The organism is Haloplanus rubicundus (assembly GCF_003342675.1).
GTDB lineage: Archaea > Halobacteriota > Halobacteria > Halobacteriales > Haloferacaceae > Haloplanus > Haloplanus rubicundus.
Genome location: NZ_CP031148.1, coordinates 2,467,333 through 2,485,242, shown reverse-complemented (window position 1 = coordinate 2,485,242; position 17,910 = coordinate 2,467,333). Strand labels below are relative to the sequence as shown.

The following is a 17,910-nucleotide window of genomic DNA, read 5'->3' as shown; positions in this document are numbered from 1 at the left end:
CATCACGATTGCGTTCGCGCCCGCTCGCAGGCCCACCTCTAAGTGTCGAGGGGTCGTACACGGTGGCATGAGTGAACGCGTGAAGCTGAGCCGGGTCCAGACGCTGTTCGAGGAACTCGACTACCCGGTCACCCGCGACGACGCGGCCGCCGAGTTCGCCGACGTGACGGTCACCTTCGCGGACGGCGAGGGGAACCTCGGCGAACTCGTCTCGGAAGTCGGGAGCGACGCCTTCCACGGGCCGGACGAACTGTTCGCCGAACTCCAGAACGTGCTTCCGATCGAGGCGGTCGGTGAACCCGGGCAGTCCGAGGGCGACGCGTAGCCGTCGTTACGGAGTATCGTCCCTGTGTACCGGTGATTCACCGAGACAGTCCGGCGACCCACCGGTAACGACGTACAGTAAACCGCAGTATCCGTGGGTTAAAGACCGTCGGGCGTCAGACTCCGAGCCACCATGAAGTTCTGCGACGAATGCGGGTCGATGATGCAGACGGAGGGAGACAAGTGGGTCTGTACCCAGTGTGGCCACGAGACGTTGCGCGACGAGGCCGCGGAGGCCGAGATGGTCACCACGCAGGCCCAGGAGGAGTCGGAGATCATCGAGTCCGGCGGCGGCTCCAGCGGCCTGCCGACGACGAGCGCCGATTGTCCCAACTGCGACAACGACGAAGCCTACTGGTACATGCAACAGATCCGCGCGGCCGACGAGTCCGAGACGCGCTTTTTCGTCTGTACCGAGTGCGAACACAAGTGGCGCGAGGACGACCACTGACGGCGCGGGACGAACTTATATGCCCGCCGCTGCCGTGCTGTAGACGAAATGGTCGAACAGCCGTCCGTCCCCGAGGACCGACTCGCCGACTGGCGGCGGGCGGACGACCTGACCGACACGCCCTTCGCCGCTCCCGGACTCACCGTCACGGCGCGCATCCTGCTCTACGAGGACGACCGACTCCGCGCGGCGGTTCGGGAGCGGACGGGCGTCGACCGAAGCTGGCGGTTCTTCCTCGCGACGCGGCTCGAACTCGCACCCTCGCCGCCGGTGACCGGTGCGCTCCGGGGGCTGGTCGCCTCGCGGGCGAGCCGCGGCTTCGCCGACCGACTCGAAGACCGGGGGTTCGAGGCGGTCGAACGCTCCGACCGTCGCTCCCTCCGCGTCGGTGACGACGACGCCCGCCTGTTCGGCTACGACGCCCGCTGTCGGGTCGACGGCGTCACTCTCTCGGTCGACGGCTGGCTGGCGGTCTGGGCGCCGGACCGGACCTTCCGGCTCGCCGGCGGCGCCTACCCCATCGCCGTCGTCGACGGCGACGGGGAGACGGCCGACGCGCTCGCGGACTGCCTCGACCCCTCGGCGTTCCGGGCGGAGCTGTTCGAGTTGATCCGCGGCGTCGGGTGATACTGTTTATTGTAACTGGTGACCGGTGGGTCGCCGGACTGTCCCGGCGACCCACCGGGAATGACCTACAATAATCCGTATGAGACGACGGTCGCCCGGCACGTGGGGGTTTAAGATACGCTACGGCGCAGTACGGACCGATGCCCCCGACGGAGTGTGACGTCGTCGTCGTCGGCGTCGGCGGGATGGGAAGCGCAGCGGCCTTCCACCTCGCTCGCCGCGGCGTCGACGTCGTCGGCCTCGAACGCTTCGACGTCCCCCACGCCCGTGGGTCCTCGCACGGACTCACGCGGATCATCCGTCTCCCGCAGTACGAGGACCCGGCGTACGTCCCCCTGGTTCGGCAGGCGTACGAGCTGTGGGACGAACTCGACGCCCGCCACCCGCGCCGACTGCTCCACCGCGTCGGCAGCGTCGACGTCGCCCGCCCCGACGGCGAGGGCGTCTACGCCGGTTCGAAACGCGCCTGTGCGGCCCACGACATCGACCACGACGACCTGACGGGCGCGGAACTCGGCGAGCGGTTCTCCGGCTACGACTTCCCCGCCGACTACCGCGCGGTCCACCAGTCCGAGGGCGGCTTCCTCCACTGCGAGGGGTGTACCGTCGCCCACGTCGAGGCGGCCCACGAACACGGCGCGACGATTCGCGCTCGCGAGGCCGTCGAGGGGTGGGACGCGGACGAAACCGGCGTCACCGTCCACACCGACCGGGACACGTACGCCGCCGACCGGCTGGTCGTCACCGCCGGCGCGTGGACCGGGTCGCTCCTGCCGTCCCTCTCGGGGCTGCTCCAGCCCGAACGGCAGGTGCTCGGCTGGTTCCAGCCTACGGCGCCCGAGCGCTTCTCCACGGAGAACTTCCCGGTGTTCGTCGCCGACGTGCCCGAGGGCCACTTCTACGGCTTCCCCACCTACGAGGTGCCCGGGTTCAAGGTCGGGAAGTTCAACCACCGCGGGGAGACGGGGCCGCCGGACGAACTCGACCGCGAACCGGACCGCACGGACGAACGGCTGCTCCGCGAGTTCACGGCGCGGTACTTCCCGGAGGCCGCGGGTCCGACGATGCGGCTGTCGACCTGCATGTTCACGAACACGCCCGACGGGGACTTCCTGCTCGACGTGCACCCCGACCACCCGAACGTCGTCGTCGGGGCGGGGTTCTCGGGACACGGGTTCAAGTTCGCCAGCGTCGTCGGGGCGGCCCTCGCCGACCTGGCGCTCGACGGCGCCACGACTCACCCCATCGACCCGTTCCGAATCGGCCGGTTCGACTGACCGCGCCCGTCGACGGGCCCGTGGACGCGCGCCCGTCTCTCAGCGCCGCCACTCGCCGAGCGCGGCGAGGAGGAGGCCACCGAGGCTGATGCGGGCCGGGTCGGCGCCGAGCGCCCGGGAGAGGGGACCGGGGTCGACGTCAGGTCCCATCCGGGCGACGCTCCGACCGCGCACCCGCACGTCGAGGATCACGCCGGCGTCCTGCAGGTGATCGAGAAGGTGTGCGTCGAGGGGCGGAGCGCCCGTGCGGGCGAGCGTTCGGAGAACGGCAAGCGAGGGAGCCGACACGACGACGAGGTCGCCGTACCCCCGGATCGACACCGCCGCACCGTCGACGGTGAGGGTCAGATCGGCGTCGACGTCGAGCGCCCGGTCGAGGTCGGTCACTCCTCGTGGTCGCGGGTCCGGATGCGAACCGTGCCGTCGAGGCGCCAGCGGGCGTGGTCGGCGTCCGGGCCCATCCGGTCCGGTACGCGTACCTCCAGGTCGTCGAACTCGTAGGTGATCTCGGCCCCGCGGCCGGTGAGCCGTTCGTAGAGGCCGACGGCCAGTTCGGGCCACGTTCGCACGTCGTCGATGTCCGCGCCGCGCTCCCGACTCATGGCCGTGGATTCGGCGGCCACGCACTTATACCGTCGGTCGGGATTCCAGCGCGTGGGAGTCGGCTCATACGGTTTCTCGTACGTCAGTACCGGTGGGTCGCCGAGGCAGTCCGGCGACTCACCGGTCAGTTACAGTAATTCGTATCACTCCCACCGCGCGACGGTGAGATAGCCCGTGTGGCCGACGCCGCGGGTGTCGGGCCGCGACCCCCGGTCGTCGAACTGCATCGACCGCTGGATCGTCTCGTGGGTCGTCACGTCGGTCAGCCCCGCGTCCTCGGCGGCCTCGACGGCCGCCCGCGACCCCTCGACGAAGGGCGAGTAGACGACGACGAACCCGCCGCTGACGAGGACGTCGGGCGCCCGGCGGACGACGTCCGGGGCGTCCTCGGTGTCGAGGGTGAGGAGGTCGAATCCGGCGAGGGAATCGAGGTCGTCGGTCACGTCGCCGGTCCGCACGTCTACGGTCCCCTCGACGCCCGCGAGGCGCATGTTCTCGCGGGCCACCTCGGCGAACTCGGCGTCGCGTTCGTAGGTCACTACGTCGGCACCGATGCGACCGAGGTAGGCCGCGAGGACGCCCGTCCCGGTGCCGGCGTCGAGGACGCGGTCCCCCGCCGCGGCGCCGGTGAAGCCGACGACCAATCCCACGTCGCGGGGCATCATCGGCGCGCCCGTGCGCTCGAAGTGGTCGAACAGGTCCGGGCCGCGCGGCTCGCGGACGACGAACTCGTCGCCGAGATGGGTCTCCAGTCGGTCGCCGGGTTCGGCGTCCTCGGGGACCGTCAACACGCCGAGGTCCGTCTGGAGTTCCTCGCCGGGTGCCCGGAGATACTCCCGGTCGCCGTGGACCAGTAAGAACGTCACTCCAGTCGGGCGATGGCCGCCGCCAGGTCGCCGTCCTCGGCTTCGAGCGCATCGCGCGCGTCGCCCTTGCTCACGCCGGCGCGGGTCGCGACGAGTTCCACGTCGTCCTCGGGGATGGCCGCGTCGCCGCCGGTTTCGGCGTCCGTCTCGTCCTCGTCGCCCGCCTCGACGACGCCGGCCGACCCGCCGGCCTCGTGAACCTCGGGCTCGCCGACGACCTGGTAGGTCTCCTGTCCCTGTGCGTCCATGCGCGTCACCTGCACGTCGGAGAAGACGAGTTCCTCGTCGGCCGTCCGAATGACGACCTCTTCGGCATCGAGTTCGGTCACGTCGATGCCCATCTGTTTCATCATCTGTTTCATCTTTCGCGGATTCATGCCGCCGCCACCAAACATAGCTCGTCGGTGGGTGTGCGTGGGCAAAAGGATGGCGAAGGGAAGCGGTTGGCCGGCTAGTTCAACACCCAGAAGCGGTAGTTGAGATACGCGGCGAACGCCGTCCACAGCAGGTACGGCACCAGCAGGAGCGCCGCGCGCCGGTCCACCCAGTCGAACGTCCGAATCGTGAGCGCGATTAGTGCGAGGAGGACGAGAATGACCGCCAGGCCGAAGTCGACGGACCGTAGCCCGAAGAAGGCCGCCGACCACCCGAGATTGGCGAGGAAATGGACGGCGAAGACGGCGAGGGCGACGCGGGCACGGCGCTCTGTTCGCGGCGAATCGAGTCGCCGCCACACCAGCCAGACGGCGACGCCCATGAGCGCGAACAGCGTCGTCCACACCGGACCGAACACCCAGTTCGGCGGCGCGAGTGCCGGGCGCTGGAGGGTGCCGTACCACGACGCGAGGCCCTGTGCGGTGAAGACGGCGCCCGCGGCACCGACGAGTTCGACGGCGAGAACGGCGAGGACGAGCGAGAGACGGGGGCGCTCGTGGGGCAAGCGGTGGGTTCGCTGGCGAAGGGACACGGGTTCCGTACGGGCGCCGATGTCAAAGGTACGTCGTCTTACACGTGCTCTTTCGGCAGCAGATCCACGAACGGCTGGTCGTCCAACCAGTCACAGAGCTGGCAGAGTTGGTCGGTCGCCGCCTCGAACAGCCGTTCGCCCTTCTCGGCCGTCGCGTCGGTCTGATCCCCGAGCACGCCGTTGCCGGTGTTGTCGGCGGCGTCGTAGAAGGTTCGCGAGCCGTGTTTGATCGTCTCCGCGGCCTCCACGTCCGGCACGCCGCCGTCGCGGGCCGCCTCCAGTTGGTCGTCGCGGACGAGGTGGTGGTGGAGATGCTGGATCATCGCCGTCTCCTTCGGACCGCCGTGAGGGCCGTTCTGGGCGAAGAGGTCGTCGACGAGTTCGGGGATGCTCTCGTCCCACATCCACTCGATGGCGTACATGACCTCGTCGTCGCGGAGGCGCCGACCCACCTCGCGCAGGTGGTCGACGTTCCCGCCGTGGGCGTTGACGTAGATGACGCGGTCGATGCCGTGGTACGCGAGGTTGCGGGTGAACGACTCGACGTAGTCGCGGAACTGCGGGGCGTCGACCCACATCGTGCCGTGGAACTGCCGGTGGTGCGGGCTGACGCCGACGTTGATCGTCGGGGTACAGCAGTAGCCGGTTCGGTCGGCGGCCTCGCGGGCGAACGCCTCGGCGATCAGGTGATCGGTCGCCAGGGGGAGGTGGGGTCCGTGCTGTTCGGTGGAGCCGAGGGGGACGAGCGCCAGCGACTCGTCGGCGAAGTAGTCGCCCAGTTCGGGCCACGTCTCGTCGGCGATGTACATACCTCTACGGCGGGCGGCGGCCTCTTGAATCGTGTGTTTCAGAGAGAACGTCGTGAGTCACGAGGCGGTCGTCGCCGGGTTCCGCTCACCCGGCCAGCCGGTCCCGGCGCCGCTCGAACTCCTCCTGGTCGACGTCGCCGGCGGCGTATCGCTCGCGGAGGACGGCGAGGGCGCCGTCCTCGGTCTTGCCCCCGTCGCGCCCCGTCTCGCGGGACTGCAGGTAGAACGCCGCGGCGACGACGCCGACGACGAGGAGGGCAAACAGGAGCACGAGCCACCAGCCACCGAACCCGAGTCCGACGGCACCCGTACCGGGGCCGGCGGGGCCCATCGGTCCCATCGGGCCGCCGCCCCAGTGTGGGCCGTGTGGACCAGGACCGTGAGGGCCGGGTCCCCACTGTGCGACGGGCAGTTCGGCGAGTGTAGAGAGTAGTTGCATCGTGCTCACCTCGTTTGGAGAGTGGTGTTCTCGGCACATAACTGCCCGATCTGATTCCCGGAGTCGGGGAATCGGGTCCACCGTCGAAGGCTTAAGTCCGCGGCGCTCGTCCGACCGCCTATGTTCGACCCCGAGGACCTCGACGCGATCCGAGAGGCCAAGGCCGAGTGGGAGGCCGAGACGTACGGGCCGACCGTGGATCGGTTCGGGGAGCGAAAGGAGACGTTCACCACCGACACCGGGGGCCAGGAAGTCGACCCGCTGTACACCCCCGCGGACGTGGCCGACCTGGACTACCGCGAGGACGTCGGCTTCCCGGGCGAGGAGCCGTACACTCGCGGCGTCTACTCGACGATGCACCGCGGCCGGCTGTGGACGATGCGCCAGTACGCGGGCATGGGGACGGCGAGCGAGACCAACGAGCGGTTCAACTACCTGCTCGATCAGGGGCAGACCGGCCTCTCGATGGCCTTCGACCTGCCGACGCAGATGGGCTACGACTCCGACGCGACGATGGCCGCCGGCGAAGTCGGGAAGTCCGGGGTCGCCATCGACTCCCTGCGGGACATGGAGACGGTGTTCGACGGCATCCCGCTCGACGAGGTGTCGACGAGCATGACGATCAACGCCCCCGCCGCCGTGTTACTCGCGATGTACGTCGCCATCGGCGACCAGCAGGGCGTCCCCCGCTCCGAGCTTCGCGGGACCATCCAGAACGACATCATGAAGGAGTACATCGCGCGCAACCTCTACATCTACCCGCCCGAACCCTCCATGCGGCTGATCACCGACATCTTCGAGTTCTGTGCCGAGGAGACGCCGAAGTTCAACACCATCTCCATCTCGGGCTATCACATCCGCGAAGCGGGTTCGACCGCCGCACAGGAGATCGCCTTCACCCTCGGCAACGGCATCGAGTACGTGAACGCCGCCCTCGACGCCGGCCTCGACGTCGACGAGTTCGCCCCACAGCTCTCCTTTTTCTTCAACGCCCACAACAACATCTTCGAGGAGGTGGCGAAGTTCCGGGCGGCCCGGCGGATGTGGGCGACGATCATGGAGGAGCGCTTCGGCGCCGAGAACCCGAAATCCAAGCAGTTGAAGTTCCACACCCAGACCGGCGGGTCGACGCTCACCGCCCAACAGATCGACAACAACGTCGTCCGGGTGGCGTACCAGGCCCTCGCCGCCGTGCTCGGCGGCACGCAGAGCCTCCACACCAACGGTAAGGACGAGGCGCTCTCCCTGCCGACGGAAAAGAGCGTCCGGACCGCCCTCCGGACCCAGCAGATCCTCGCCCACGAGTCCGGCGCGGCCGACACCATCGACCCCCTCGCGGGCAGTTACTACGTCGAGTCGTTGACGGACGAGTTGGAGCGGGAGGCGTTCGACGTTCTCGACGAAATCGACGAACGCGGCGGGATGCTCGACGCCGTGAAGTCCCAGTGGGTGCAGGGACAGATTCAGGACGTGGCGTTCGACCGGCAACAGGAGATCGAGGAGGGCGAGCGGATCATCGTCGGCGTCAACGAGTATCGGGTCGAGGAGGAGCCCGAAGTCGACTTAGAGGAGGTAACCGAGGAGGACGAACGCCGACAGATCGACCGACTGGAGACGGTTCGGGCGGAGCGGGACGACGAAGCCGTCGACGCGGCGCTGGCGGCCCTCCGCGAGACGGCCCGCGGCGACGACAACCTGTTGCCCCCAATCGTCGACGCGGTCAAGGCCTACGCGACGGTCGGCGAGATATCGAACGTCCTGCGCGACGAGTTCGGCGAGTACCAGCCCGGTCGCTGATCAGGGCGAGACGACGACCGACCGGTCGAGTCGGTCGACGTACTCGTCGATCAGCGCGCTCTTCCGGTGTTCGACCATCAGATGTATCCGGAGTTCGGTTCGGCAGTCGACGGCCCGGGCACACAGCGGGCAGTCCTCCCCTCCATTGTTTTTCATGGTCTTTCATTATATATTGACTCAGCGCCATCTCTTATAGATTGTGGTGGATCGCCCCGTAGGGTGATTCCGGGACGGGTCCGATCGTCAGTGGGTCGTCGCGTTCCCGCCGGCTGAGAGCGACACGGCGTTTTATTCGCCTGCCGTTCGAGTTGGACGAGTGAGATGTACGACACCATCCTCGTGCCGACCGACGGGAGCGACGTGGCGGTGGTTGCGGCCGACGCGGCGGTGACCCTCGCCCAGAGGTTCGGCGCCGACGTTCGCGGGTTGTACGTCCGCGACGGCGACGGCGCCGACGACGGCGACCGGGCCACGGCGGCCGTCGCCGAACGGGCCGCCGCGGCCGACGTCGAGGCGACCACGGCCGTCGTCGACGCCGAGGGACCAGTCCACCGACGCATCCTCGCCGACGCCGACGAACACGGCGCCGACTGTATCGTCATGGGGACCCACGGCCGGACCGGGTTGGATCGGTTCGTCCTCGGCAGCGTCGCCGAGCGGACGCTCCGCGAGTCGTCGGTACCGGTGCTCACCGTCCACGAGGACACCGTCGTCGACCGGAACCTCGACGCCATCCTCGTGCCGACCGACGGGAGCGACTGTTCCGAGGCGGCGGCGGCCCACGCCGTCGACCTCGCGCTGGCGACCGACGCGGCGCTCCACGTCGTCCACGTCGTCGACGCCGGCGTCCTCCCCATGGACGGGTCGGGCGCCGTCTTCGACGAACTCCAGCGGGCGGGCCAGCGGGCGCTCGACTCGGTCGTCGAGCGCGCGGAGCGCGCGGGCGTCTCGACCATCCGTGCGTCGGTGCTGAGCGGGACGCCGTACCGCGCGATCACCGACTACGCGGACGCGGAGGACGTGGCCCTCGTCGTGATGGGGACCCACGGCCGCACCGGCTTCGACCGCTACCTCCTCGGGAGCGTCACCGAACGCGTCGTCCGCCTCACCGACCGACCCGTCCTCACGGTCGACGACGCCGACGGCCGCTAGCCCGTTCTCACGCCGTAGGAACGGGCGCCGTCATTGATGACACTCGGAAAACACATTTCTCGTATGAATTTCGACGAGTTCACCGGGACGATCCAGCACCGCCTCGAACTCCCCGGCACCGGCGAGACGGTCCGGTCGATCCGAGCGACGCTCATGACCCTCGGGCAACGGATTCCCGCCGGTGCCGCCGAGGACCTCGCCGCGTCGCTCCCGATGGAGATTCGCTGGTATCTGACCGGCGCCGTCCACGACCACGGACAGCGGTTCGACTGGCCGGAGTTCGTCGCCCGCGTCAGCGACGTCGAGAACGTCGAGCCGAGCGACTCGGCGTACCGCGCGCAGGTAATCGTCGACCTCGTGGCGACGCAGGTGCCCGCTTCGGACTTCCGACAGCTCCGCGATCAGTTACCCGAGAGCGAGGACGACGAGAACTGGGGCAAGCTCTTCGAACTCGTCGACGCCGGCGGGTGGGACGACACGCGGGGGACGTGAGCCGCGCGCCCCGTCTCGTACGGTTTATCGTAACTGTTTACCGGTGGTCGCCGAGACGGTCCGGCGACTCACCGGTACTGACTACGATAAACCGTCTCACTCCGAGTAGCCTTCCTGCAGGAACGCGCCCTCGGTCTCGTACATCGAGACCAGTTCCTCGATGAACTCCTCGTGGGTCTCGTCCTCCTCGAGATGCTTGTCCAGCCGTTGCTTGAGTTCGTCGCTGATTTCGAGCGTGTGGGGCATGGTGGGGGGTCTCCGTCGTCCCCATACACGTCGTCACGGGGGAAATAACCTCGCGTCGGGGTGGGCGCACCGTCTCACGCCGACCCGGGGTGGACGGTCAGGACCGGCACGTCGAGGGTCCGGACGACGCGTTCGGTGACGCTCCCGACGAGGGCGTGTTCGATGCCCGTGCGGCCGTGGGTCCCCATCACGACGAGGTCGACGCCCTCCTCCTCGGCGTACTCCCGGATGACCCGATGGGGAACGCCGAGACGAATCGCCTCGACCGTCGGGACGCCCGCGCGCTCCGCCCGGTCGAGCACCGCGGTCGTCGGCCGCTCGCCCGACTCGTCGACCAGTTCGATCACCTCGTCGTGGTCCATGTTCTCGCTGATCGGACTCATACGAACGTCGACCACGTAGAGCGCGTGGACGGTCGCGCCGTGTATCTTCGCGAGGTCGACGGCGTGGGCGGCGGCGGCCGTGGCCCCGTCGCTCCCGTCGGTCGGCACGAGGATGGTGTCGTACATGATTCGTCTCCACGGGAGCGCCCCTCTTGAAGATACGCCGGGAGAACGCTCATGTGCCTGGCGCGTGCTCACCTCCTATGCCGAACTACCGAACCCTCCACGACCCGAACGCCGAATACACGATGCGGGACCTCTCGGCGGAGACGATGGGTCTCTCGGCCGACCGGGGTCCCCGGGACGTCGAGATCACCGACGTACAGACGACGATGGTCGACGGCAACTACCCGTGGCTCCTCGTCCGCGTCTACACCGACGCGGGCCTCGCCGGCACCGGCGAGGCGTACTGGGGCGGCGGCGACGCCGAAATCGTCGAGCGGATGGCCCCGTTCCTGATCGGGGAGAACCCGCTCGACATCGACCGCCTGTACGAGCACCTGATCCAGAAGATGTCCGGGGAAGGCTCCATCTCGGGAAAGGTGGTCTCGGCCATCTCCGGGGTCGAAATCGCCCTGCACGACGTGGCCGGCAAGATTCTGGAACTCCCCGCCTACCAGCTACTCGGCGGGAAGTACCGCGACGCGGTGCGGGTCTACTGCGACTGCCACGCGGGCGACGAGTCCGAACCCGAATCGAACGCCCGCGAGGCCGAGCGCGTCGTCTCGGACCTCGGCTACGACGCGCTGAAGTTCGACCTCGACGTGCCTTCCGGCCACGAGGTGGACCGCGCCAACCGCCACATGCGTGGCCCCGAGATCGAGCACAAGGTCGACATCGTCCGTGAGGTGTGCGAGACGGTCGGCGACCGCGCCGACGTGGCCTTCGACTGTCACTGGTCCTACACCGCCGGGAGCGCGAAGCAGTTGCTCGAAGCGGTCGAGGACTACGACGTGTGGTGGATCGAGGACCCCGTGCCCCCCGAGAACCACGACGTGCAACGCGAGGTCACGGGGTCGTCGACGACGCCCGTCACCGTCGGCGAGAACGTCTATCGGGCCCACGGCCAGCGCCGCCTGATCGAGGAGCAGGCGGTCGACATCCTCGCGCCCGACCTCCCGAAGGTCGGCGGGATGCGCGAGACGCGGAAGATCGCCGCCCACGCCGACCTCTACTACATCCCCATCGCGATGCACAACGTCTCCTCCCCCATCGGCACGATGGCGAGCGCACAGGTCGCGGCCGCGATTCCGAACAGCCTCGCCGTCGAGTTCCACAGCTACCAGCTCGGCTGGTGGGCGGACCTCGTCGAGGAGGACGACCTGATCGAGGACGGGCGCATGGCCGTCCCCGAGACGCCCGGCCTCGGCCTGACGCTCGACCTCGACGCCGTCGCGGAGCACGCGGTCGACGGCGAGACGGTCTTCGATCCGGCGTAGGACGACGGTGGCGGCGCAGTCCCGGATTCACGACCCCCGCGCCACGGGAGTCGACAGTCGTCGATACGGGGAACAACGTTTAGTCATCCCCGTTCTATCTCCGGACGATGAGTAAGACCGAACCCTCCGGCGACGAGCTGGAGCGGGACACCATCACCGACGGTATGCTGGCGAGTTGGCTGAACGAGCACGGCCCGGAGTGGGTCCTCGAAATCGAGCCGCTGGACGGTGACACCGAGTACCTCGGCTTCGTCGACGGCCGGTTCAAGGCCTACAACGAACGCGGCATCGACCTCGTCGCCCTCGACTATCTGGACGACGTGGCCGACCGGGCGCGGAAGATCGACTACGTCCCCGTCGAGGAGTCGCCGTTCGCGGACGACGAGGACGAGAACGAGGACGAGTAGGCTCTTTATCCGTGCGCCCCGGACTCCGGGTATGCGCTTCGATCACATCGGCGTCGCCACGCGCGACGCCGCCGCGCTGGCCGACCTGTTCGGCGCGTTGCTGGACGCGCCGGTGGCCCACCGGGAGACGGTCGACGGTCTCGACGTGACCTTCCTCGATCTGGGCAACGGCTACGTCGAACTGCTCGAACCGCTCGACGACGAGGGCCCGATCCCGAGCTATCTCGACCGCGAGGGGCCGGGCATCCACCACGTCGCCCTGGCGACGCCGGACGTGGCGGCGGCGCTGGAGATGGCCCGGGACCACGGCGTCGAACTCGTCGACGAGACTCCTCGGCCGGGCGCGTGGGGTCACGACGTGGCCTTCCTGCACCCCGGTTCGACCGGCGGCGTCCTCGTCGAGTTCGTCGAGCGATGAGGGACCCGCTCGCCGACCGCGCCGCCGTGACGCCCGAGGCGACGGCGCTGATCGACGCCGACCGGGACGAGCGGTGGTCGGTCGCCGACCTCGATTCGGCCGTCGAACGGACCGCGGGTCGTCTCGCGACCCTCGGCGTCCGCCCCGGCGACCGCCTCGGCACCCTCCTCCCGACGCGGCCGGCGGCCGTCCGGGTGATCCACGCCGCCGTTCGCCTCGGTGCCACGCTTGTTCCGCTCGGCGCGCGGCTGACGCCCGACGAACTCGCGGTCCGGATCGAACGGGCGGACGTGACGACGCTCGTCTGTGACGCGACGACGGAAGCCGACGCCGTCGCGGCGACGGCGGCCGCCGGCGACGTGCCCGTCCCCGTCGTCTCGGTCGACGACGCCGACGCCGAGCGGGTGACCGCTCTCGACACCCACCCGCCCGAGGCGGTCGTCCCCCACGATTGGGCGCTCGACTCGACGCTGCTGATACCTTTCACCTCGGGCACGACCGGTGCCCCGAAGGGCGTGCGGCTGACGCTCCGGAACGTCCTCGCCAGCGCCGTCGCCTCCGTCTTCCGCCTCGGCCTGCGGCGGGACGAGACGTGGCACGTCGCGCTCCCGCTCCACCACGTCGGCGGTCTCACGCCCGTCCTCCGGATGCCCCTCTACGGCATGACGGTCGTCCTCCGGGACTCGTTCGACGCCGCGGCGGTCGCGGCGGACTTCGAGCGCTACGACGTGACGGCCACGTCGCTGGTGCCGACGACGCTCTCCCGTCTCCTCGACGCGACGGAGGGCGATATTTGTCCGACTCTCCGGACGGTCCTCCTCGGCGGGGCGCCCGCCACCGGCACCCTCCTCGACCGGTGTGTCGAGCGCTCGGTGCCCGTCTTTCCCACCTACGGCATGACGGAGACGGCCTCCCAGATCGCGACGGCGACGCCCGCGGAGGCGGCGTCGCATCCGGGCACCGTCGGGCGGCCGCTGTTCTGGACCGACCTCTCGGTCCGCGACGACGAGGGGAACGCACGCCCGCCGGGCGAGACGGGCGAACTCGTCGTCTCGGGGCCGACGGTATCGCCGGGCTATCTCGACGCCGAGGCGACGGCCGCGGCCTTCGGCGACGCGGGCCTCCGCACCGGCGACGTGGGCTACCGCGAGGACGGTCTCTTCTGGGTCGTCGGCCGCACGGACGACCTGATCGTCACCGGCGGGGAGAACGTCGCGCCCGCCGAGGTCGTCGACGCCCTCCGCGACCACCCCGACGTGGCGGATGCGGCCGTCGTCGGCGTCCCGGACGCGGAGTGGGGCGAACGCGTGGCCGCGCTGGTCGTCCCCCGGGAGGGTGCCGACCCCGCGGCGTCGGCGCTCGACGAGCACTGCCGGGCGCGGCTGGCGGGGTACAAGGTCCCGCGGACGATCCGCTTCGTGGACGCGATTCCGCGGACGGCGTCGGGAACGGTCGACCGGGCCGCGGTGCGTGATCGTCTCCCCTAACCGCTCACGCCGTTCTCCGCCGGCGACACCCGGCGTTCGAGCGCGAGCAAGCCGACCGCGAGGCCGGCACAGCCGACGATCAGGGCCGGCCAGAGCAGGGCCGCGAATCCGTAGTCGAAGAAGGCGCCGCCGAGGGCGGCGCCGAGGCCCATCCCGAGTCGCTTCGCGATTTCGATCAGGGAGAGCCGCGAGCCGCGTTCGTCGGCGTGGCCGAGGTCGCTCGCCAGCGACGTGACCAGCGGCGAGTGCAGGACTTCGCCGACGGTTCGGAGGACGAGGAAGGCGCCGACGAGACCCGTGCCGAGGAGCGTGGGCACGGCGTCGACGAGGACGATAGCGAGGAAGCTGACCCCCCAGAACGCCGTGGAGGCGACGAGGCCGCGGGTGCGCCGCCAGTCGCCGACGGCGCTCAGGACGGGCATCTGGAAGACGACGAGGACGAGGGGGTTGAGGACGTAGAGCGTGCCGATCTGTGCGGAGTCGAGACCGAGCGTCTCGCTGGCGACGACGGGCACCGTCGCCTGCATCTGGGCGTACATGATCGCGAAGCCGACGTTGAGGCCGGCGAGGGCGACGAGCCGTCGCTGGGTGATGGCCCGCCCCCAGTCGCCGACGCTCTCGGAGAGCGTGGCGGCGGCGCGGCCGTCGTGGACGCGCGGGAGGGCGACGAGGAGGACGGCCGCGACGACGGCGGAGGTGAGGCCGTCGGCGACGAAGACGGCGGTCGAGGCGAACTCGTAGAGGACGCCGCCGACGACGAAGCCGGAGCCGAAGCCGACGTTGCTGGCGACTTTCAGCAGGCCGTAGCCGCGTTCACGCTCGCCGGCGTCGGTCAGGTCGGCGATCATGGCCTGACTCGCCGGGGCGTACAGCCCCGTCGTCAGCCCGGCGGCCGTCGCGACGGCGATAAAGCCCGTACCGGTGGTGACGAGGGCGTAGGCGGCGAGTGTCAGCGCGGACAGCGCCATCGACCCGACCATCACCGGTCGCCGGCCGTAGCGGTCGGCGAGGTAGCCCCCGATCGCCGTCCCCGTCGCCGTGGCGACGTTGTTGGCGAGGAGGCCGAGGCCCACGACGGAGAGCGGGATGCCAACCTGCAGGTGGAAGTGGATGGTCGCGAAGGGGTAGACCAGCCCCGAGCCGAAGACGTTGATGAGGCGGCCGCCGGCGACGGCGTAGACCGGGCGGCGAAAGCCCCGGACGGCGTCGAGCGTCGATCCGAACACGTCGGGTCGTCGGCGGTACCGGTACGTGAACGGTTCGTTTCCGGGTCGGTGTGTGAGGGCGACCCGCGGGCGACGCCTCCCCGGGCGCCGACGGCTCAGTCGTCCTCGGGGAGGACGCGACTGGAGATGATGCTCGATCCGGGCACGCGGGACGGAATCGAGGTGTCCCGGAGCGCGAACCGCTGTAGCACCGTGTCGTAGGCGAAGACGGCAGTACCGAGGATGATCATGGTGTCACCGGGCAGGCGCGCCCAGAACAGCAGTTGGATCAGGTCGCGGTTGTAGAAGACCAGACTGCGCGCGGCGTCGTAGTTCGCGGTGAACGCGGTTTCGAGCTGCAGGAACCCCACGGGCAGGACGGAGCCGAACACCATCACCGCGAGGCCGACGTTCCAGAGCCAGAACGACCACTTCAGGCGCTTGGGGTTCCACTGCCCCGGATCGACCGCGATGCGGAGCATGTAGGTGACCATCCCGAGCGCGAGGAAGCCGAAGGCGCCGAACATGGCCGCGTGGGCGTGGCCGACCGTCAGGTAGGTGCCGTGCTCGTAGTAGTTGATGATCGGGAGGTTGATGAAGAAGCCGAGGACGCCGGCGCCGACGAAGTTCCAGAAGCCGGACGCGATGATGAACGCGAACGGCAGAGAGTACGGGAAGGATTCGCCGGCAGTGGCGAGCGCGCGGTACTCGTTGATCGCCTCGAAGAGGATGAGGACGAGCGGGATGAGTTCGAGCGTCGAGAAGACGGAGCCGAAGGGAATCCACACGTCGGGCTGGCCGATCCACCAGTAGTGGTGAGAGACGCCGATGACGCCCGAACCCATCACGAACAGCGCCTGGAACATGACCGCTTTCTCCGCGGAGCGGCGTTTGAGCAGATTCATCGACACCAGCGTGATGCCGACGATAGCGACGATGAAGAACTCGAAGGCGCCCTCGACCCACATGTGAACCACCCACCACCGCCAGAACTCGGTGACGACGATGTTGGTCTGGGGCGTGTAGAAGAGACCGGCGGAGAAGAGCAGGGCGATGGAGCCGCCGGCGTAGAGGATCATGTGGGCGAGTCCGAAGGGTTCCTCGCGGTCCAGTAGCGGCTTGAACCCACGGGCGACGAGCCCAGCCCAGAAGACGAAGCCGGCCAGCAGGCCGAACTGCCAGACCTTACCGACCTCTAGGTATTCGAGCCCCTCGTTGCCGATGAGCCACCAGAGCGGACCGTCGATGTAGCCGTTGGCACCGAGCCAGATGCCGGCGAAGCCGCCCACGACCACGACGAGCAACGCCCCGATCAGGACGTGGACGTAGCGCTTCTGGTTCGACGGCTCGGTCCCCGTCAACAGGGGGGGCAGGAAGAGCCCCGCGGCGAGCCACAGCGTCGCAATCCAGAGGATGCCGAGGTCGAGGTGGTACGTCTTCGCGAGGGCAAAGGGGAGCAGGCCCAACACGTCGACGCCGAGCAGTTCACCGATCCCGAAGAAGCCGTCGCGCTCGATGTAGTAGTGTGCGAGCAGACCACCGAGCAGGACCTGCGAGAGGAAGAGCGCGGCGCCGATTGGGATAAAGCGCGTCGCCGCGCGCTGACTCGGCAGGAGGTCGATGTCGCTGGGGTGGGGAATCGAGACGCCCGTCGTCTCCGGCTCCGGTAACTCGACCGACTTGTAGAGCCAGACGCCGATGCCCGCTCCGGCGACGAGCAACACCATGGCGATGACGCTCCAGGTCATCGTCCCCGCCGTGGGTTCGTTGCCCGCGATGGGGGCGTAGGGCCAGTCGTTCGTGTAGGTGTGATCGGTGCCCGGGCGCTCGGTGTGGGAGATCCACGCCGTCCAGAGCGCGAAGTCGGCGAACTGGCGGGCCTCGTCGGCGGATTCGATGGTCCCCGCCGGCAGGCCGTGTTCGCGACTCCCCTCGTGGTAGCGCTCGACGTAGTCTTCGCGCACCTGCTGGTGTGCGTACACTTCGGCGGCCGAATACTCGACCAGGGCCGTCGTGTCCGTGGAGGCGAGGTCCGACTCGACGAGGTCGTCGACAGCGGCCTGTTCGGCCCCGGTGAGCGAGTCGTACTCGCTTCCGTACCGCTCCTCCGCGTAGTACGCCCGCATGTACTGCACCTTCCGATCCAGGGCGTCGGCGGTGTAGTCGCTGCCGAAGTACGCGCCGTTGCCGAGGATCGAGCCGTGGTTCATGAGGGCGTCGGACTGGAACACCGTCTTGCCCTCGCGTATCTCTTCGTCCGTTACGACCGTCTCGCCGTCCGGGCCGACGAACTCCTGCGGGATCGGTGGGGCCTGCTGGTAGGAGTACCAGGCGCCCGCCCCCATCACCACGAGGTTGCCGACGAAGACGACGAGCAACAGTTTCGCGAGCGTGCGTCTGCGTACTTGCATGACATTCGCTCCTCGTCCTCCTATCCCGTTGGACGTTGGTCCGAACATGTTCGACCTCTCACCCGGTCCGTGGTGACACTCCCCGTGGATCGGGAGAACATGTTCGGGTA

At 69.0% G+C, this 17,910-nt stretch carries 23 protein-coding genes; 11 read left to right on the top strand and 12 right to left on the bottom strand.

Translation table 11 applies throughout. The features are described 5' to 3' along the window. The first annotated feature begins 67 nt into the window (after positions 1-67). The 4 genes from DU484_RS13805 to solA all read left to right on the top strand — a co-directional run bounded on the left by DU484_RS13805 (position 68) and on the right by solA (position 2,679). The gene (locus tag DU484_RS13805) at positions 68-325 is read left to right on the top strand and encodes a DUF5789 family protein (protein WP_114586544.1); all 258 of its coding nucleotides are present in this window, start codon (positions 68-70) and stop codon (positions 323-325) included. A 132-nt stretch (positions 326-457) separates the two neighbouring features. Then, complete coding sequence (locus tag DU484_RS13800; RefSeq protein WP_114449896.1) at positions 458-775, top strand: transcription factor S; 318 nt, start codon at positions 458-460, stop codon at positions 773-775. 48 nt (positions 776-823) lie between these two features. Next, on the top strand, positions 824-1,402 hold the full coding sequence (locus DU484_RS13795; RefSeq protein ID WP_114606229.1) for a hypothetical protein: 579 nt from the start codon (positions 824-826) through the stop codon (positions 1,400-1,402). A gap of 140 nt (positions 1,403-1,542) precedes the next feature. Continuing rightward, positions 1,543-2,679 carry an N-methyl-L-tryptophan oxidase gene (gene solA / locus DU484_RS13790; RefSeq protein ID WP_114606228.1) on the top strand — a complete coding sequence of 379 codons (1,137 nt, stop codon included), beginning with the start codon at positions 1,543-1,545 and terminating at the stop codon, positions 2,677-2,679. A 39-nt stretch (positions 2,680-2,718) separates the two neighbouring features. Here the strand turns inward: solA and DU484_RS13785 are convergent, their stop codons facing one another. The 7 genes from DU484_RS13785 to DU484_RS13755 all read right to left on the bottom strand — a co-directional run bounded on the left by DU484_RS13785 (position 2,719) and on the right by DU484_RS13755 (position 6,363). Further along, positions 2,719-3,066, bottom strand: coding sequence for a hypothetical protein (locus tag DU484_RS13785; RefSeq protein ID WP_114586541.1), 348 nt, complete (start codon positions 3,064-3,066; stop codon positions 2,719-2,721). Next, entirely contained in the window at positions 3,063-3,281 is a 219-nt protein-coding gene (locus DU484_RS13780; protein ID WP_114586540.1) for a hypothetical protein, read from the bottom strand. Before DU484_RS13780 ends, DU484_RS13785 begins: the two co-directional genes overlap by 4 nt. A gap of 144 nt (positions 3,282-3,425) precedes the next feature. Next, complete coding sequence (locus tag DU484_RS13775) at positions 3,426-4,148, bottom strand: methyltransferase domain-containing protein (RefSeq protein WP_114606227.1); 723 nt, start codon at positions 4,146-4,148, stop codon at positions 3,426-3,428. Next, the gene (locus DU484_RS13770) at positions 4,145-4,543 is read right to left on the bottom strand and encodes a nascent polypeptide-associated complex protein (protein ID WP_114606226.1); all 399 of its coding nucleotides are present in this window, start codon (positions 4,541-4,543) and stop codon (positions 4,145-4,147) included. The genes DU484_RS13775 and DU484_RS13770 overlap by 4 nt, the downstream gene beginning before the upstream one ends. 56 nt (positions 4,544-4,599) lie before the next feature. Beyond that, positions 4,600-5,115 carry a TspO/MBR family protein gene (locus DU484_RS13765; protein WP_394338745.1) on the bottom strand — a complete coding sequence of 172 codons (516 nt, stop codon included), beginning with the start codon at positions 5,113-5,115 and terminating at the stop codon, positions 4,600-4,602. A gap of 38 nt (positions 5,116-5,153) precedes the next feature. Continuing rightward, complete coding sequence (locus tag DU484_RS13760) at positions 5,154-5,924, bottom strand: creatininase family protein (protein WP_114606225.1); 771 nt, start codon at positions 5,922-5,924, stop codon at positions 5,154-5,156. Positions 5,925-6,009: 85 nt separating this feature from the next. Then, complete coding sequence (locus tag DU484_RS13755; RefSeq protein ID WP_157969573.1) at positions 6,010-6,363, bottom strand: SHOCT domain-containing protein; 354 nt, start codon at positions 6,361-6,363, stop codon at positions 6,010-6,012. A 120-nt stretch (positions 6,364-6,483) separates the two neighbouring features. On the opposite strand from DU484_RS13755, the gene DU484_RS13750 reads away from it, so the two are divergent. After that, positions 6,484-8,160, top strand: coding sequence for an acyl-CoA mutase large subunit family protein (locus tag DU484_RS13750; RefSeq protein ID WP_114606223.1), 1,677 nt, complete (start codon positions 6,484-6,486; stop codon positions 8,158-8,160). On the opposite strand, the gene DU484_RS19585 is transcribed toward DU484_RS13750, so the two are convergent. Then, the gene (locus DU484_RS19585) at positions 8,161-8,316 is read right to left on the bottom strand and encodes a hypothetical protein (protein WP_157969356.1); all 156 of its coding nucleotides are present in this window, start codon (positions 8,314-8,316) and stop codon (positions 8,161-8,163) included. A 165-nt stretch (positions 8,317-8,481) separates the two neighbouring features. Between DU484_RS19585 and DU484_RS13745 the strand changes: the two genes are divergently transcribed. Together DU484_RS13745 and DU484_RS13740 are read left to right on the top strand one after the other, a co-directional pair. Next, complete coding sequence (locus tag DU484_RS13745; protein WP_114606222.1) at positions 8,482-9,312, top strand: universal stress protein; 831 nt, start codon at positions 8,482-8,484, stop codon at positions 9,310-9,312. Positions 9,313-9,375: 63 nt separating this feature from the next. Beyond that, the gene (locus DU484_RS13740) at positions 9,376-9,804 is read left to right on the top strand and encodes a DUF2267 domain-containing protein (RefSeq protein ID WP_114586533.1); all 429 of its coding nucleotides are present in this window, start codon (positions 9,376-9,378) and stop codon (positions 9,802-9,804) included. Between the two features lie 96 nt (positions 9,805-9,900). On the opposite strand, the gene DU484_RS20055 is transcribed toward DU484_RS13740, so the two are convergent. Both DU484_RS20055 and DU484_RS13735 read right to left on the bottom strand, forming a co-directional pair. Next, positions 9,901-10,050 (bottom strand): DUF7557 family protein, encoded by a 150-nt coding sequence (locus tag DU484_RS20055; protein ID WP_187347709.1) that lies wholly within the window; start codon positions 10,048-10,050, stop codon positions 9,901-9,903. Positions 10,051-10,124: 74 nt separating this feature from the next. Beyond that, a complete protein-coding gene (locus DU484_RS13735; RefSeq protein WP_114586532.1) occupies positions 10,125-10,559 on the bottom strand; it encodes a universal stress protein in 435 nt (144 codons plus the stop codon). 77 nt (positions 10,560-10,636) lie between these two features. On the opposite strand from DU484_RS13735, the gene DU484_RS13730 reads away from it, so the two are divergent. The 4 genes from DU484_RS13730 to menE all read left to right on the top strand — a co-directional run bounded on the left by DU484_RS13730 (position 10,637) and on the right by menE (position 14,184). Beyond that, positions 10,637-11,872, top strand: coding sequence for a mandelate racemase/muconate lactonizing enzyme family protein (locus tag DU484_RS13730; protein WP_114586531.1), 1,236 nt, complete (start codon positions 10,637-10,639; stop codon positions 11,870-11,872). Positions 11,873-11,979: 107 nt separating this feature from the next. Then, positions 11,980-12,279, top strand: coding sequence for a hypothetical protein (locus DU484_RS13725; protein WP_114586530.1), 300 nt, complete (start codon positions 11,980-11,982; stop codon positions 12,277-12,279). A 31-nt stretch (positions 12,280-12,310) separates the two neighbouring features. Further along, positions 12,311-12,697 carry a methylmalonyl-CoA epimerase gene (gene mce, locus DU484_RS13720; RefSeq protein WP_114586529.1) on the top strand — a complete coding sequence of 129 codons (387 nt, stop codon included), beginning with the start codon at positions 12,311-12,313 and terminating at the stop codon, positions 12,695-12,697. Then, on the top strand, positions 12,694-14,184 hold the full coding sequence (gene menE / locus DU484_RS13715) for an o-succinylbenzoate--CoA ligase (RefSeq protein WP_114606221.1): 1,491 nt from the start codon (positions 12,694-12,696) through the stop codon (positions 14,182-14,184). Before mce ends, menE begins: the two co-directional genes overlap by 4 nt. On the opposite strand, the gene DU484_RS13710 is transcribed toward menE, so the two are convergent. Both DU484_RS13710 and DU484_RS13705 read right to left on the bottom strand, forming a co-directional pair. Beyond that, a complete protein-coding gene (locus DU484_RS13710) occupies positions 14,181-15,410 on the bottom strand; it encodes an MFS transporter (protein WP_114586527.1) in 1,230 nt (409 codons plus the stop codon). The genes menE and DU484_RS13710 overlap by 4 nt on opposite strands. 95 nt (positions 15,411-15,505) lie before the next feature. Further along, positions 15,506-17,800, bottom strand: a complete 2,295-nt coding sequence (locus DU484_RS13705) for a nitric-oxide reductase large subunit (protein ID WP_114606220.1) — start codon at positions 17,798-17,800, stop codon at positions 15,506-15,508. Positions 17,801-17,910 lie beyond the last annotated feature (110 nt).

Bases quoted from the DNA above. Each gene is read 5' to 3' on its own strand.
- DU484_RS13760 (WP_114606225.1), bottom strand. From the start codon at position 5,924: ATGTACATCGCCGACGAGACGTGGCCCGAACTGGGCGACTACTTCGCC.
- DU484_RS13770 (WP_114606226.1), bottom strand. From the start codon at position 4,543: ATGTTTGGTGGCGGCGGCATGAATCCGCGAAAGATGAAACAGATGATG.
- DU484_RS13740 (WP_114586533.1), top strand. From the start codon at position 9,376: ATGAATTTCGACGAGTTCACCGGGACGATCCAGCACCGCCTCGAACTC.
- DU484_RS13795 (WP_114606229.1), top strand. From the start codon at position 824: ATGGTCGAACAGCCGTCCGTCCCCGAGGACCGACTCGCCGACTGGCGG.
- menE (WP_114606221.1), top strand. From the start codon at position 12,694: ATGAGGGACCCGCTCGCCGACCGCGCCGCCGTGACGCCCGAGGCGACG.
- DU484_RS19585 (WP_157969356.1), bottom strand. From the start codon at position 8,316: ATGAAAAACAATGGAGGGGAGGACTGCCCGCTGTGTGCCCGGGCCGTC.
- DU484_RS13780 (WP_114586540.1), bottom strand. From the start codon at position 3,281: ATGAGTCGGGAGCGCGGCGCGGACATCGACGACGTGCGAACGTGGCCC.
- DU484_RS13725 (WP_114586530.1), top strand. From the start codon at position 11,980: ATGAGTAAGACCGAACCCTCCGGCGACGAGCTGGAGCGGGACACCATC.
- DU484_RS13730 (WP_114586531.1), top strand. From the start codon at position 10,637: ATGCCGAACTACCGAACCCTCCACGACCCGAACGCCGAATACACGATG.
- DU484_RS13745 (WP_114606222.1), top strand. From the start codon at position 8,482: ATGTACGACACCATCCTCGTGCCGACCGACGGGAGCGACGTGGCGGTG.
- solA (WP_114606228.1), top strand. From the start codon at position 1,543: ATGCCCCCGACGGAGTGTGACGTCGTCGTCGTCGGCGTCGGCGGGATG.
- DU484_RS13805 (WP_114586544.1), top strand. From the start codon at position 68: ATGAGTGAACGCGTGAAGCTGAGCCGGGTCCAGACGCTGTTCGAGGAA.
- DU484_RS13750 (WP_114606223.1), top strand. From the start codon at position 6,484: ATGTTCGACCCCGAGGACCTCGACGCGATCCGAGAGGCCAAGGCCGAG.
- mce (WP_114586529.1), top strand. From the start codon at position 12,311: ATGCGCTTCGATCACATCGGCGTCGCCACGCGCGACGCCGCCGCGCTG.
- DU484_RS13735 (WP_114586532.1), bottom strand. From the start codon at position 10,559: ATGTACGACACCATCCTCGTGCCGACCGACGGGAGCGACGGGGCCACG.
- DU484_RS20055 (WP_187347709.1), bottom strand. From the start codon at position 10,050: ATGCCCCACACGCTCGAAATCAGCGACGAACTCAAGCAACGGCTGGAC.
- DU484_RS13800 (WP_114449896.1), top strand. From the start codon at position 458: ATGAAGTTCTGCGACGAATGCGGGTCGATGATGCAGACGGAGGGAGAC.
- DU484_RS13755 (WP_157969573.1), bottom strand. From the start codon at position 6,363: ATGCAACTACTCTCTACACTCGCCGAACTGCCCGTCGCACAGTGGGGA.
- DU484_RS13705 (WP_114606220.1), bottom strand. From the start codon at position 17,800: ATGCAAGTACGCAGACGCACGCTCGCGAAACTGTTGCTCGTCGTCTTC.